Origin of the sequence: Phytopseudomonas daroniae (genome assembly GCF_004327285.1) — a bacterium.
Taxonomy (GTDB): domain Bacteria; phylum Pseudomonadota; class Gammaproteobacteria; order Pseudomonadales; family Pseudomonadaceae; genus Aquipseudomonas; species Aquipseudomonas daroniae.
In genome coordinates this window covers 225,776-239,285 of the sequence record NZ_QJUI01000002.1, presented here as the reverse complement: position 1 = coordinate 239,285, position 13,510 = coordinate 225,776, and the positions used below count along the sequence as shown (strand labels likewise).

Here is a 13,510-nt window from a genome sequence, read left to right as displayed (position 1 = left end):
GTATTGACTGATTGACCCTCGCGCGCGCGCCGCCGCTGGGGGCGGAGTGTGCCATGTCAGAAGTAGAAACCAAGAAGCCGCAAGAAAGCCTGCAGGATCGACTCGCTCAGGTCGTCGAGTTATTGCAGCGGCATCGACTGGTCGAAGACCTTACCCATCGCCAGGAAGGCCACCACCAGGATCGCGTCGAAGGTCTGGTGCACCGGCAGAACCTCGCCGAACTGCAGCGCAAGCTCGATGATCTGCACTCTGCCGACGTCGCCTATATTCTCGAAGCCCTGCCGCTGGACGATCGTCTGGCCATCTGGCAGCTGGTCAAGGCTGATCGTGACGGTGACATCCTTCTCGAAGTCTCGGACGCCGTGCGTGAGACGTTGCTCGCCGACATGGAGGATCATGAGATCCTCGCGGCGGCCAAGGAGATGGATGCCGACGAATTAGCCGATCTGGCATCCGAGCTGCCGCGTGATGTCGTCCATGAGCTGATGGAAACCCTCGACGCCCAGCAGCGCGAGCGGGTGCGTTCTGCGCTCTCCTATGAGGAGGATCAGGTCGGTGCGCTGATGGACTTCGAGATGGTCACCATCCGTGAGGACGTCAGTCTGGAGGTGGTGCTGCGCTATCTGCGCCGCCTCAAGGAGCTGCCAGGGCATACCGACAAGCTGTTCGTGGTCGACTACGACGGTGTGCTCAAGGGCGTTCTGTCGATCAAGCGTCTGCTGGTCAACGATCCGGAGAAGCAGGTTGCCGAGGTCATGGCCAATGATCCGGTCAGCTTCCATCCGGATGAAGATGCCTACGACGCTGCTCAGGCCTTCGAGCGTTATGACCTGATCTCCGCGCCGGTAGTCGACAAGAACGGCAAGCTCATCGGTCGTCTGACCATCGATGAGATGGTCGACCTGATCCGTGAGGAAAGTGAAAGCGAAGTCCTCAACATGGCAGGTCTGCGCGAAGAGGAAGATATCTTCGCCTCCGTCTGGAAGTCGTTACGTAACCGCTGGGCCTGGCTGGCCGTCAACCTGGTCACTGCCTTCATGGCATCGCGGGTTATCGGTCTGTTCGAGGGCTCCATCGAGAAGCTGGTGGCATTGGCGGCCTTGATGCCGATCGTTGCAGGTATCGGTGGCAACTCGGGTAACCAGACCATCACCATGATCGTCCGCGCGATGGCGCTCGATCAGGTCAGTACTGGCAATGGCAATACCTCGCGGCTGATTCGCAAGGAGCTGGGCGTTGCGCTGATCAACGGCCTGGTGTGGGGCGGGGTGATCGGTGTGGTGGCATACGGTCTATATGACAGCTGGTCGCTGGGCGTGGTGATGACCGCTGCGATGACGCTCAACCTGCTGCTGGCGGCCCTGATGGGCGTGCTGATTCCCATGACGCTGATGCGTTTCGGGCGCGACCCGGCCATGGGGGCCAGTGTGATGATCACGGCAGTCACCGATAGTGGTGGTTTTTTCATCTTCCTGGGGCTGGCTTCGCTGTTCCTCCTTTAGGGCGATTCGGCTTTTCGCAGGCAACAAAAAATGGCCGGGAGCCATTTTTGACGTCGCTTGCGACGGCCCGCAGGGTGGCTGCCAGGGAAGGCAAGCAACAAAAAAACCGGCCTGGAGCCGGTTTTTCGTTTTTGCAGATTAGTCGTCGTTGCCGGCGGCCATCTCTGCGTCGTGCGCGATCAGTGCGACGAGGGCGTTCTGCTGGCGGCGTGACAGCTGGCGGAAGCGCTGCAGCAGTTCTCGCTCGTGCAGGGACAGCTCAGGGCTGTCCAGGCGCACGCCAAGCTCGTCGTCCAGAACGCCTTCCTGAAGCATGCTCTGCTCCAGGCGCGCAATGATCTCGGAGTTCATGCTGCGGTGGTGTTGGCGTGCGACATCAGCGATGCGCTCGCGCATGCCGTCGGGCAACCGAACGACGAACTTGTCAGCCGTACGGCTGGAGTAGATAGCCTGTTTCATAGGGCGCATACATCAACCAATTAGTTCAGGGAAACGAAGCTGTAGTGGCATATAGCTACGGGAGTGTCAGCAATCTGACCATCTTTATCGCTAGCCGTTCAACTCGGTCGGCGTTTTCTTTGGTGGTCGTATTTCTTTGTATCGGATAATTGACGCCAATTACATGTCGTATTCTGGCCTGGGTGGAGGCTTTTTGCCAGCACCAGTTATCGAAATTAGCCTCGAATGGGCGGAAAGTCGCATTTGTCGGGCGCTTTAGCGCCAAAATCATCGCGGCTCGCATTCGGATTTTTCGCGGCCAGGGCACCTCGGTTGTCGTAGCCATCGCTGATCACCCGTCCTGGATGGGGTGTGGCGCTGCCGAAGCGCAGCACGGGTATCATTCGGCACGTGCCGCTGTCTCCAGGAAGCCAATGATATCGGCTCGCTTGATTTGCGCAGTGAACTGCGTCGCTATGGCGCTAGCCAAAGAGGTGTTTCTGAATGGCGGGTAGGCTGATCTATCTCATGGGCCCCTCGGGGTCGGGCAAGGACAGCCTGCTCGATGCTGCACGCGAGCGTCTTGAGGCTCAGGGATGCCGGGTCGCTAGACGTGTAATCACACGCTCCGCGGAAGCCATGGGTGAGGATGCTATTGCCGTTTCTTGCGAGGAGTTCGAAAAGCGTCTGCTGTCCGGTGCCTTCGCAATGAGCTGGCGGGCCAATGGCCTGGCCTATGGGATTCCCGGGGAAACGGACGCGTGGTTGGCGGCGGGTTGGCAGGTGCTGGTCAACGGATCTCGGGGATACTTGGGCGAGGCTCGGCAGCGCTACCCTGACCTGTTGCCCATCCTGCTGGAGGTCTCGCAAGATGTACTGCGCTCACGGCTGTTGTGTCGTGGTCGGGAGGCGCTCGACGAGATCGAAGCCAGATTGGCGCGCAACGCGAAATTTGTTGCTGACGGAGAAGGGGTGGCCGAGCACGGTGTAATCCGCCTCGACAACTCCGGGCCCCTCGAGGATACGGTCACAAGGTTGCTGCAACTGGTAAAAGCGCCAACAGGCTTCGCTGACTGAGGCGTTGGCTATTAACGCGTGGCAACAACTCGCCAGGGGCGGATTTGCGAGTTAGCGCAGAACCGGATCGAACTTGACCCGTTTGCCGATCAGCAGTGCAACCGTCAACGACATCCCGCTAACAGCCAGCCCGACCTTGGCGGCAACTATCAGCCATTCGGCTTGCTCAGGTGCGACCCATAACAGGCATCCGGAGATAGCTGCCATCAGCAGAAACAACAAAGCGGGTTTGGACATCATGCTTTCCTCGTGCTGCATGTTTGACGTCTGGAAAAAGGGGTCATGGAGTCATTCTGTTCATCTCTGGACGTTTGCGGCGGTGCTCGCTCCGAGAGCCCGTCGATTAGCCAAATGGCAACGCAGGTGATGGTGGCCAGCAGCAGTACGAACCCAGGAAAAAATACCCTCCACATGTCCATCATTCAGAACGTGAAGCGTTGCTGTGGACGGGGTTGCCACTCGCTGTTGGTCAGAGGTTTGGCGGCGAACTGGCCAGGCTCAGCCTGGGTGGCGTGTTGAAATTGCACAGGCGTGGCGCGCATCTGCTGCACCAGCTGCATGGCAGTGGCCTGCTGCTGGTTATTCTGAAAGGTGGCGAATGCGGCGCCTGCTAGCAGGGTCAGGGCGATGGCGGCGGCCAGAGCGATGAGGCTGTTCATGGTGGGGAATCTCGCATTCGGGTTCTATGCGAGTAAGAGAGCAGTTCTCATGCCAATATTTATTGATAAAAAAATACTTATAAAACAATTGGTTATGTTGGTTTTTGTCGAGGGTTTTCGTGCATGTTGCAAGGTGGCCCAACTGCCGCCTTGCAAAATGCATGATCGATGCGCGGGTTTCAGTCCAGGGGAAGCTCGGTAGTGCGCTTCACTTCGCTCATCGCAATGCCCGAATGTGCTTCCAGCACGTGGGGGCGTTGCAAAAGTTGATCGCGTAAAAAACGCTCGTAACTGGCGATGTCCCGCGCCACGACCTTGAGCAGGTAGTCCGAGCTGCCGGCCATTGTGAAGCATTCCAGCACCTCCGGATAACCGATGATGGCTTGCTCGAATTCGTCGAGATTGCTGCGGCCGTGGGCCGACAGTTTGATGCTGACGAACACGGTGATGTTGAAGCCGAGCCGCTTATGACTGAGCAGCGCCACCTTGCGTTCGATAAAGCCTTCTTCCTGCAGGCGGTTGATGCGTCGCCAGCAGGGGGATTGGGACAGCTCGACCTTCTTGGCGATTTCGGCAGCGCTCAGGTCGGCGTTACGTTGCAGCAGGCGCAAGATGCGACGGTCGATGGCGCTTAATGGCTCGTGCATGTTCTTTTCCGGTTAATTGTTTTTATTGGAACATTCATGCTCAGTATTGGCATTGGCGGCGCAAATTAGAAAGAAAAAATCGCCAGACTCCGGTCTATGCTTAAGACAGCCGTCCGCACAGTGATCCTGGTGGATGTGAACAGGTGGTACCTACCGTTGCCACTTGAAAAAGGTCGCCATAAGAACAAAAGGAGCGCCGCCCATGTCTCTGGCCGAAATCCGCCTGGACGACAAGTATCGTCTTGCCACGGGTCACCTATACCTCACCGGCACTCAGGCGCTCACCCGCCTGCCCATGTTGCAAAAGCAGCGCGACACCGCCGCCGGTCTCAACACCGCCTGCTTCATTTCCGGCTATCGCGGATCCCCCCTGGGTGGGCTGGACAAGAGTCTGTGGGAGGCCCGCGAGTTTCTGCAGCAGAACGCCATTCACTTTCAGCCCGGTGTCAACGAAGAGCTCGGTGCTACAGCGGTATGGGGCAGCCAGCAGACCAACCTGTTTCCCGGCGCCCGCTATGACGGCGTATTCGCCATGTGGTATGGCAAGGGCCCTGGCGTGGATCGCAGTGGCGATGTGTTCAAGCACGGTAACTCGGCGGGCGTATCGCCTCATGGCGGTGTGTTGTTGCTGGCAGGCGACGACCACGGCTGCAAGTCGTCCACCATCGCTCACCAGAGTGAGCATGCCTTTATCGCCGCGTCGATTCCGGTGCTCAATCCCGCCAACGTCCAGGAAATTCTCGATTACGGCATCATCGGCTGGGAGCTTTCACGTTACAGCGGTTGCTGGGTCGCGCTGAAAACCATCGCCGAGAACGTCGATTCCTCGGCGGTGGTCGATGTCGATCCGCAGCGCGTGACGATCAATCTGCCGGATGATTTCGAGCTACCGGACGACGGCGTGCATATCCGCTGGCCGGATCCGCCCCTGGCTCAGGAAAAACGCCTCAACGTCTACAAGATCTATGCGGCGCGAGCCTTTGCCCGCGCCAACGGGCTGAACAAGGTCATGCTCGATTCGCCCAACCCGCGACTGGGCATCATCACCACGGGCAAGTCCTACCTTGACGTGCGCCAGGCTCTGGAGGATCTCGGTCTGGATGACGCGCTCTGCGCGAAAGTCGGCCTGCGGGTGCTCAAGGTGGGCATGAGCTGGCCGCTGGAACCGGTTTCCGTGCACGGTTTCGCCGAAGGGCTGGATGAAATTCTGGTGGTCGAGGAAAAGCGCAGCATCATCGAAGACCAACTGACCGGGCAACTCTACAACTGGCCTGTGGGCAAGCGACCAAGGGTCGTTGGTGAGTTCGATGAGCAGGGGCAGTCACTGCTGCCCAATCTGGGCGAATTGACGCCGGCGATGATCGCTCGGGTCATCGCCCGGCGCTTGGCGCCCATCTACACCAGCGAAGTGATCGGCGCGCGCCTGGGTTTTCTGGATGCCAAGGAAAAGGCGCTGGCGGCGCGCAGCTACAGCACAGTGCGCACGCCGCACTTTTGTTCGGGTTGCCCGCACAACAGTTCCACCAAGGTGCCGGAAGGCAGTCGGGCGATGGGGGGGATCGGCTGCCACTACATGACCCAGTGGATGAATCGTAGTACCGAAACCTTCACGCAGATGGGTGGAGAAGGGGTGACCTGGATCGGCCAGGCGCCCTTTACCGATACACCTCACGTGTTCCAGAACCTGGGTGACGGCACCTATTTCCATTCCGGACATCTCGCTCTACGCGCAGCCGTCGCAGCGGGCGTCAACATCACCTACAAGATTCTCTACAACGACGCGGTGGCCATGACCGGTGGCCAGCCCGTAGATGGTGAACTACGGGTCGATCAATTGAGCCAGCAGGTATTCGCCGAGGGTGTAAAACGCATCGCGGTGGTCAGCGACGAGCCGGAAAAATACCCGAGCTGCTCGACCTTCGCGCCTATCACCAGCTTCCACCACCGTCGTGAGTTGGATGCCGTGCAGCGAGAGTTGCGCGAGTTCAAAGGCGTCTCGGTGATCATTTACGATCAGACCTGCGCCACCGAAAAGCGCCGTCGGCGCAAGCGCGGCAAACTGGTCGATCCGGCGCGGCGGGCATTCATCAACGCGGCGGTATGTGAGGGTTGTGGCGACTGCAGCGTGAAATCCAACTGCCTGTCGGTGCTGCCGCTGGAAACCGAGTTGGGGCGCAAGCGGGAGATCGACCAGAACGCCTGCAACAAGGATTTCAGTTGCCTGGATGGCTTCTGTCCGAGTTTTGTAACGGTACACGGCGGGCAGTTACGCCAGCCTCAGGCGATAGGTGCAGGTGCTTTGTTCGTGGCTCTGCCGGAGCCACGTCAGCCGTCCCTGGAAAGGCCCTGGAGTATCCTGCTACCTGGCGTCGGTGGCAGCGGCGTGACTACCGTGGGTGCGTTGCTGGGTATGGCGGCGCACCTGGAAGGCAAGGGGTGCACGGTGCTTGACCAGGCAGGGCTGGCGCAGAAGTTCGGCCCCGTGAATACCCATGTGCGCATCGCCGGTCATCAGGACGATATTTACGCCGTACGTATCGCTGCCGGCGAGGCCGACCTGCTGATTGGCTGCGATCTGGTGGTGGCGGCCGGTGAGGATGCCCTCGCCAAACTCAACGAGCAGGTATCCCATGCGGTCATCAACAGCCATGAGGCGGCCACCGCCGAATTCACTCGCAATCCCGACGCACAGGTACCGGGGCAGGCCATGCGCGAGGCGCTGACCGATGCGGTGGGGGCGGACAAGACGTGGTTCGTCGATGCCACTCATCTGGCGACTCGTCTGCTGGGCGACAGTATCGCTACCAACCTGTTCATGCTTGGCTATGCCTACCAGAAAGGTCTGGTACCCATAAGTGCCGAGGCCATCGACAAGGCCATCGAGCTTAACGGCGTCGCGATCGAGTTCAATCAGCAGGCATTTCTCTGGGGGCGACGTGCTGCTCATGACGCTGCTGCGGTCGAGCGACTGGTACGGCCAGCGAGCACACAGGCACCGCGCTGCGAAACGCTGGAGGCGATCATCGAGGATCGAGTGGCGCGCCTCACGGCTTATCAGAACGCGGCTTATGCCGAGCGATACCGCAAATTGGTGATGCGCGTGAGTGAGCGCGACAGCGATCCTCAGCGTCGGCTGAGCCAGGCCGTGGCGCGTTATTACTTCAAGCTGCTGGCCTACAAGGACGAGTACGAGGTGGCGCGTCTGTACAGCGATGCCGCATTCGCCGAGTCGTTACGGGCGCAGTTCCAGGGCGATTTCCGTTTGCAGTTTCATTTGGCTCCCTCCTGGCTCAGTCATACGGACAAAACGACCGGAGAGCCGCGCAAGCGCAGCTTCGGCCCCTGGATGCTCAAGGCCTTCAAGGTGCTGTCGACACTACGGTTCCTGCGTGGCACCTGGCTGGATCCATTCGCCCGAAGTGAGGAGCGCAAGCTTGAGCGCACGCTGATCGACGAATACGAGCGCAGCGTTGTGGCGATATTGGAGGGGCTGACCAACGTCAACTACGAAACTGCGCTGGCCATTGCAGAGCTGCCAGGGCAGATCCGCGGTTATGGTCACGTCAAGGAAAAAGCGGTAGAGCAGGCTCGGGCGCAGGAGCGGCAGTTGCAGATACGGATGAAGGCGGGTGAAATTGCGGTGGTAAGGGTGTTCGAGCCAGCAGCCTGATAAGGCACGTCTATGGCGTTGATGGCATGACAAATTCCGTTGTGATGGTTAACATGCCGGCCGGCTGCTGTAACGGGCGCCGGATCGAGCGGGTCTCCTTAGTTCAACGGATAGAATAAGCCCCTCCTAAGGGCTAGATGCTGGTTCGATTCCAGCAGGGGACGCCATGATCCAGTGCTGAAGATGGAGCTGCTTCCGTCTGTTTATCTGGCCCTGATATCGCCCGGCCAGTGAGTGCTTCAGCCATACCAGTTTGCGTTAGCCTGATAAAAATCAAAAAAAGACCCGGCGAAAAGCCGGGTCAATAACCGTGATTAGCCTGATGAGGAGATAAACTGGAGCTTCCGTCTGGATGCATTCAGATTATCAAGCCAGCTTCGCAGCTGACGAAGTAGATAATAATCATTCTCGACATTTAATCAATACAAATCCTTCTCATTTACAATTATCTTTTTCCTGATTTTTATTTGCGCAGGAAAATCAGGGATTTGCGCTCTGCGAAATTCTGCTCTGAGCGTGTCATCTTGCCTGTCCGCAGGCTACGCTAGTGGGCATTTCCCTCAGTCAGGTAAGCGATATGTCCGATCAGCCTAACGATGTATCCAGCGTAGAGCCGTTGACTGCTGTCGAAGCGCGCATTCTGGGGAGCCTGATCGAGAAACAGGCCACGACCCCGGAAGCCTATCCCCTGACGCTGAATGCGTTGGTATTGGCCTGCAACCAGAAGACCAGTCGCGATCCGCTGATGAGCCTCACCCAGGGTGCTGTCGGACAGGGCCTGCGAAGCCTGGAAGAGCGAGGCTTCGCGCGATTGGTCATGGGCAGTCGTGCCGATCGCTGGGAACAGCGGGCCGACAAGGCGCTGGAGTTGGTAGCGCCGCAATTGGCGCTGATTGGCTTGCTGTTGTTGCGCGGGCCACAGACGATCAGCGAGCTGCTCACACGCAGCAATCGCCTGCATGACTTCGACGATAGCGAACAGGTGCAACATCATCTGGAGCGTTTGATTGGGCGGGAGTTGGTGAGCCTGGTAGGGCGCCAGCCTGGACAGCGCGAAGATCGCTATGCTCATCTGCTGGGAGATCCGGCAGAGCTGCAGGCGCAGCTGCAAGAGCGGGCAGGGCAGGGAGAGCGCTCCTCCGCGGGATCCTCTTCGGATCGCCTGGATACGCTTGAGTTGCGGATCAGTGAGCTCGAGGCGCGTCTGGCTGTGCTGGAAGGCGGCCAGTCCGCTTGAGGTAGAGGCTGCGTTCGAAGGGCATTTGCGCAGGTTGTGAGTCTGGTTGCGGAATAATGAACTGTACAGGCTGCGTCTTATCAATATGACACAGCGACCACGAGCCCGAGCCGTGGTCGCTGTCTGCCATTGGCTTATTTGTTTGATTTAGGTTGAGCTGCCCGCCCGGGAAGCTGGTTACAAGGAGCCGTCGCAGTCCAATGCGCATGATCTGGAAGTCCTTCAGTTCGCTGTATATCGCCACCGTTCTAATGCTGCTGGGCTCCGGCCTGCTGAGTACCTATCTGGCACTACGTCTGGCCGAATCCGGCGAGGGCGTCTGGGCTGGTGCGTTGATGGCTGCCAACTACTTCGGGTTGGTGCTGGGGGGCAAGATTGGCCACCGGCTGATTGCTCGGGTCGGGCATATTCGCGCCTACGTGGCGTGTGCCGGTGTGGTCACTGCGGCGGTGCTGGGGCATGGGCTGCTCGACTGGCTGCCGGCCTGGCTGGTGCTGCGTGTGCTGGTGGGGCTGGGGATGATGTGCCAGTACATGGTCATCGAGAGCTGGCTCAACGAGCAGGCCGATACCAAGCAGCGCGGGTTGGTATTCGCCGGCTACATGGCGGCCTCATACCTCGGCCTGGTACTCGGCCAGTTGGTGCTCGTCGTACACCCGACCCTGGGCCTTGAGCTGCTGATGCTGGTGGCCCTGGCGTTCGCACTGTGTCTGGTGCCCGTGGCACTGACCCGACGTTTGCACCCCTCGCCATTGCACCCGGCTCCGCTGGAAATGCGTTTCTTCTTTCAGCGTGTGCCTCTGTCGCTCACCACCATCGGCGTCGCGGGCCTGATGATCGGCTCCTTCTATGGTTTGGCGCCGCTCTACGCCGCCGACATGGGATTGGCGACGGAGCAGGTCGGTATCTTCATGGGCTCCTGCATTCTCGCCGGTCTGGTCGTCCAGGCGCCCTTGGGCTGGCTCTCGGATCGTTTCGACAGGGTCAAGCTCATACGCGGCATGTCGGGTGTGATGGTGGTGGTGGCCGCGCCGCTGGCGGTACTTGCCGAAGCACCTCTGTTGTTGCTGGTATCGGTCGGCTTCGTCGTCAGCATGCTGCAGTTCAGCCTTTATCCGCTGGCGGTGGCGTTCGCCAATGACCACGTCGAGCCGGATCGGCGGGTGTCGCTGACGGCAATGCTGTTGGTGACATTTGGTGTCGGCGCCTGTCTCGGGCCGCTGCTGGTCGGTGTGCTGATGCGCTTTTTCGGCGCCAACATGCTGTATGCCTTCTTCTGCGTCTGCGGACTGTTTCTGGTCTGGCGAGTACGCTCGAATATCGTCACGCATCTCCATCAGGTCGACGATGCGCCGCTGCAGCACGTGGCCATGCCCGTGAACATGACGGCATCGCCACTGGTGGCGGCACTGGATCCGCGTGTCGATGAGCAGGTGGTTCAGGAACAGATGCAGGAGCCCGTGGTGGCCGATCCTGATGTGCAGGCTGACGCCGATTCTGAAGAGAAGCCTGCAGCACCGCCACAGGCCTGATCGGCTGGAGGGAGTGACTCAGAGAAAGGTGTCGCTCTCGAAGCGCCGTGCTTCGCGTTGCAGCTGGTAGACGAAACGCTCCACCAGCCGCTGTTGCAGCCCGCTAAGGTTTGCGAAATGCAGGCCGGCGAAAGTGAGATCGAGCTTTTCGTCATAGCGTGCGTATCGCAGTTCCACGGCGGCTTCCAGCCGGCCTATTGGAAGCGGGGCGTGGAAACCTTCATAGATTTGGCCCGACTGCAGTTTTTCGCTGGCTTTGCCGGGCAAGCGAATCTTGCAGCCCGAAGCGGAAATATCGAGCATCAGGCCTTCCAGTGGTGTGCGCAGCGTGGTGCTGTTGAGTTCCACCTTGACCTGATCTGACTGCTTGAGCGCTGCCCGGAACGCGTTACGGCGCTGATGATAGAGCACCTCGTCGGGAATGCCGCCGATGTAGCAACGCTCTCCCTGGTATTCGCCCGTTTGCATGCCGGCTGGGCAATCCCAGGCTATCCGTACACCATCATGCTGCGATTCGACCCGAAAGGCTTCGCCGTTCTGCATATAGCGTTCGCCTTCACTGGGGATCAGCTCGTCGAGAATCAACAGATTCTGGGCGCGATCTACTTCTATCACATAGCTCTGGAAGCGCTGGTTGCGCTCCTGGAACATGATGATCAGAGGGTCATGGTGATGTTGCAGAAGGCGTAGGTTGGCAACGATTTCCACGGGTGCCTTGAGCACTTTTGGGGGTTGCGGGCCATCATCGTCCTGAGCGAAGGGGGTGGACACGGTCCAGTGATCTCCGAGGCAAGCTGCTGCGTCAATGATAATGCCATTTTGGCATCATTGCGCATCTTGTCGTTATAGTCAGGCCTGGCTAAGCGGGCGCTTGCTGTCGACTTTAGCGGTACCGCCGCTGCTGTCATAGAGTGACGGCGTCTCGTTACCGCGCAAAATGCCGAGCATGCTTTCCGTGCTTTTCTGACTGGAGCGGATGATCCGGCCATTACGCAGGTTGGCGCTCTGACAGCTCTCCAGCAGACTGCTCAGTTGATCGCTGGCGGCCACCAGCGCATCGCCCTGATCCGAGCGCTCGGCGAGCGTGAGCAAGCCGGCGCGATCAGCGCTCAGTTCGAGACCGAGGAGTATCTGGGTGCGGTTCTTGCCATGCTGATCAAGGTTGGCCAGCAAGGGTTGCTTGTCGGCCAGTATCTGTTGCAGGCGTGGCAGATCATGTTCGCTCAGGGCCTGGAATTCGGCCTCGACCAACTCAAGCAATTGCTCGGCGTGGCCGATATCTTCATTGAACAGGTCAAGCAGGGTTGTAGCGTTCATTAGCGGGCTCTCTGGGGAGGAACCTGCTCAAGGTCTGCCGGCCAACAGGCTGGCAAAACGTCGAAACGGTTCCTGGGCGTCCAACATCCCCAGCGCAAGCCCGGAGACTAGCGCTGGGATTCGAAATTGAGCAGTTTGCTGGCGACGCGCTGGCTATCGACCTGGTAACTACCGTCGGCAATGGCCTGCTTGAGCTTGGCTACCCGATCGGTATCGACGACAGGTTGGTCGCGCAGTTGGTCGACGGTTTTCTGCAATTGCTGTGCTTCGCTGCTCAGCTGCACGGATTCGCCGCTCTTGCCGCTGATGGCCGCATTCTGGCCTGCGGTTTCGCTGGCAGCTGCCTTGTTGTCGATGGCTTCGTTCTTGCCGCCCTGGGTGCTACCCGCACGCGTTGTGCTGGCTGGCGTGGTGCTGTTGAGTCGGTTGAAATCGATGACCATGATGCAAAACCTCTGACAGAGTTTGGACGCTTGCCTAGTGTGTCGGCTATGCCCGGGAAAACTTTAGGCAAAAAAATCGCGTCGCTTGCACAGTCTAAAACACCCTTCTTCGCCAGTCAGCCAATCCATTGGATAATAAACATGAATCATGCCTACATGGAGACTTCAACTTGTCCAGGGCCGATGACCCGGGCGCGAACCACCCGTTGCGAGCGCTGGTTGCGTACGCTGATCTGCTTGCCCACGGCGCCGTCGGATAGCGCCTCGCCGGGCATGCGTACATTGATGCCGCCACTGCGTGCGCTGATCACCACCTGATCGCCGCGGCGGATCGCTTCCGCCTGGCGGATGTGCACGGGCGCCAAGACCTGATCCGGCTGCATGGCGCGCGTGGCTTTTCTGCCGATCGCCTGCTCCAGCGCGGTCAGGTAGCCCTGATTGAGCAGGCCGACATCTCGCTCCGCCAGCATTATATCGGCCTCGCTGAGCACGCCCTCGCGATTGACTGGTCGTACCAGGGTAACCACCTCACGATAAAGGCGCACTTGGCCGGGAACGAATACCGTCCATGGCGAAGTGCCGTCGCAACGCACGCGCATGGTCACTCGGCCTACGGGTTCGGCTGGCGTTTCAAGGGTCGTCGTCAATGGCTGATCACACAAAGGCAGTCGCAGGCGTGGATCCAGGCGATTGATCTGGGTCTCGTGGCGCGCCTGGATGTTGCTGCGCTGCAAATAGTCTTCAACGGCCTGCTCAAGAAAGCGCTGGGTCTCGCCGATAAGCTGATCGGGCAGAGTGACTGAGGCAGTTGTCAGCGTGCTATAGCCGAGCGCCAGCAAAGCAGGTAAAACTGCCAGGCAACGGAAGCTCTTGGCCATTGAGCGTCGAATAATTGTCGTTTGTGCATTCATGTCTGATTAGAAGCAAGGCGCGTGCCGCCTGCTACGCTAACCAAACCAGATGCGTTACTGGAATCATGGGAGCCGTA

Annotated in this window: 13 protein-coding genes and 1 tRNA gene; 6 read left to right on the top strand and 8 right to left on the bottom strand. The window is 59.3% G+C overall.

The annotated features are described in order from the left end of the window. Window positions 1–53 precede the first annotated feature (53 nt). Entirely contained in the window at window positions 54–1,502 is a 1,449-nt protein-coding gene (mgtE, locus tag DNK06_RS02945; RefSeq protein ID WP_131178548.1) for a magnesium transporter, read from the top strand. 138 nt (window positions 1,503–1,640) lie between these two features. On the opposite strand, the gene DNK06_RS02940 is transcribed toward mgtE, so the two are convergent. After that, window positions 1,641–1,970: an Arc family DNA-binding protein gene (locus tag DNK06_RS02940; RefSeq protein ID WP_093502155.1), complete on the bottom strand. Its 330-nt coding sequence runs from the start codon at window positions 1,968–1,970 to the stop codon at window positions 1,641–1,643. Between the two features lie 474 nt (window positions 1,971–2,444). Between DNK06_RS02940 and phnN the strand changes: the two genes are divergently transcribed. Then, a complete protein-coding gene (phnN, locus tag DNK06_RS02935) occupies window positions 2,445–3,017 on the top strand; it encodes a phosphonate metabolism protein/1,5-bisphosphokinase (PRPP-forming) PhnN (RefSeq protein WP_131178547.1) in 573 nt (190 codons plus the stop codon). A gap of 51 nt (window positions 3,018–3,068) precedes the next feature. On the opposite strand, the gene DNK06_RS02930 is transcribed toward phnN, so the two are convergent. The 3 genes from DNK06_RS02930 to DNK06_RS02920 all read right to left on the bottom strand — a co-directional run bounded on the left by DNK06_RS02930 (window position 3,069) and on the right by DNK06_RS02920 (window position 4,323). Then, window positions 3,069–3,257, bottom strand: coding sequence for a PA3371 family protein (locus tag DNK06_RS02930; protein WP_242674635.1), 189 nt, complete (start codon window positions 3,255–3,257; stop codon window positions 3,069–3,071). A 182-nt stretch (window positions 3,258–3,439) separates the two neighbouring features. Beyond that, the gene (locus DNK06_RS02925) at window positions 3,440–3,676 is read right to left on the bottom strand and encodes a hypothetical protein (RefSeq protein ID WP_131178546.1); all 237 of its coding nucleotides are present in this window, start codon (window positions 3,674–3,676) and stop codon (window positions 3,440–3,442) included. Between the two features lie 179 nt (window positions 3,677–3,855). After that, on the bottom strand, window positions 3,856–4,323 hold the full coding sequence (locus DNK06_RS02920; protein WP_131178545.1) for an Lrp/AsnC family transcriptional regulator: 468 nt from the start codon (window positions 4,321–4,323) through the stop codon (window positions 3,856–3,858). A gap of 202 nt (window positions 4,324–4,525) precedes the next feature. Here DNK06_RS02920 and DNK06_RS02915 point away from each other — a divergent pair, with 202 nt between their 5' ends. From DNK06_RS02915 to DNK06_RS02900, 4 genes are all read left to right on the top strand, one after another. Next, on the top strand, window positions 4,526–7,993 hold the full coding sequence (locus DNK06_RS02915; protein WP_131178544.1) for an indolepyruvate ferredoxin oxidoreductase family protein: 3,468 nt from the start codon (window positions 4,526–4,528) through the stop codon (window positions 7,991–7,993). A gap of 92 nt (window positions 7,994–8,085) precedes the next feature. Then, a tRNA-Arg gene (locus DNK06_RS02910) sits at window positions 8,086–8,160 on the top strand. A 410-nt stretch (window positions 8,161–8,570) separates the two neighbouring features. After that, a complete protein-coding gene (locus DNK06_RS02905; RefSeq protein ID WP_131178543.1) occupies window positions 8,571–9,230 on the top strand; it encodes a YceH family protein in 660 nt (219 codons plus the stop codon). Between the two features lie 200 nt (window positions 9,231–9,430). Next, window positions 9,431–10,762 carry an MFS transporter gene (locus DNK06_RS02900; protein ID WP_131178542.1) on the top strand — a complete coding sequence of 444 codons (1,332 nt, stop codon included), beginning with the start codon at window positions 9,431–9,433 and terminating at the stop codon, window positions 10,760–10,762. An 18-nt stretch (window positions 10,763–10,780) separates the two neighbouring features. Here the strand turns inward: DNK06_RS02900 and DNK06_RS02895 are convergent, their stop codons facing one another. The 4 genes from DNK06_RS02895 to flgA form a co-directional block, all read right to left on the bottom strand. Beyond that, on the bottom strand, window positions 10,781–11,533 hold the full coding sequence (locus DNK06_RS02895) for a flagellar brake protein (protein ID WP_131178541.1): 753 nt from the start codon (window positions 11,531–11,533) through the stop codon (window positions 10,781–10,783). Between the two features lie 78 nt (window positions 11,534–11,611). Further along, window positions 11,612–12,079 carry a flagella synthesis protein FlgN gene (locus tag DNK06_RS02890; RefSeq protein ID WP_131178540.1) on the bottom strand — a complete coding sequence of 156 codons (468 nt, stop codon included), beginning with the start codon at window positions 12,077–12,079 and terminating at the stop codon, window positions 11,612–11,614. Between the two features lie 107 nt (window positions 12,080–12,186). Continuing rightward, window positions 12,187–12,522: a flagellar biosynthesis anti-sigma factor FlgM gene (flgM, locus tag DNK06_RS02885; RefSeq protein ID WP_131178539.1), complete on the bottom strand. Its 336-nt coding sequence runs from the start codon at window positions 12,520–12,522 to the stop codon at window positions 12,187–12,189. Window positions 12,523–12,674: 152 nt separating this feature from the next. Beyond that, entirely contained in the window at window positions 12,675–13,433 is a 759-nt protein-coding gene (flgA, locus tag DNK06_RS02880) for a flagellar basal body P-ring formation chaperone FlgA (protein ID WP_131178538.1), read from the bottom strand. Between the last annotated feature and the right edge of the window lie 77 nt (window positions 13,434–13,510).

Bases quoted from the DNA above. Each gene is read 5' to 3' on its own strand.
- mgtE (WP_131178548.1), top strand. From the start codon at position 54: ATGTCAGAAGTAGAAACCAAGAAGCCGCAAGAAAGCCTGCAGGATCGA.
- phnN (WP_131178547.1), top strand. From the start codon at position 2,445: ATGGCGGGTAGGCTGATCTATCTCATGGGCCCCTCGGGGTCGGGCAAG.
- DNK06_RS02920 (WP_131178545.1), bottom strand. From the start codon at position 4,323: ATGCACGAGCCATTAAGCGCCATCGACCGTCGCATCTTGCGCCTGCTG.
- DNK06_RS02925 (WP_131178546.1), bottom strand. From the start codon at position 3,676: ATGAACAGCCTCATCGCTCTGGCCGCCGCCATCGCCCTGACCCTGCTA.
- flgA (WP_131178538.1), bottom strand. From the start codon at position 13,433: ATGAATGCACAAACGACAATTATTCGACGCTCAATGGCCAAGAGCTTC.
- DNK06_RS02915 (WP_131178544.1), top strand. From the start codon at position 4,526: ATGTCTCTGGCCGAAATCCGCCTGGACGACAAGTATCGTCTTGCCACG.
- DNK06_RS02905 (WP_131178543.1), top strand. From the start codon at position 8,571: ATGTCCGATCAGCCTAACGATGTATCCAGCGTAGAGCCGTTGACTGCT.
- DNK06_RS02900 (WP_131178542.1), top strand. From the start codon at position 9,431: ATGCGCATGATCTGGAAGTCCTTCAGTTCGCTGTATATCGCCACCGTT.
- DNK06_RS02890 (WP_131178540.1), bottom strand. From the start codon at position 12,079: ATGAACGCTACAACCCTGCTTGACCTGTTCAATGAAGATATCGGCCAC.
- flgM (WP_131178539.1), bottom strand. From the start codon at position 12,522: ATGGTCATCGATTTCAACCGACTCAACAGCACCACGCCAGCCAGCACA.
- DNK06_RS02940 (WP_093502155.1), bottom strand. From the start codon at position 1,970: ATGCGCCCTATGAAACAGGCTATCTACTCCAGCCGTACGGCTGACAAG.
- DNK06_RS02930 (WP_242674635.1), bottom strand. From the start codon at position 3,257: ATGATGTCCAAACCCGCTTTGTTGTTTCTGCTGATGGCAGCTATCTCC.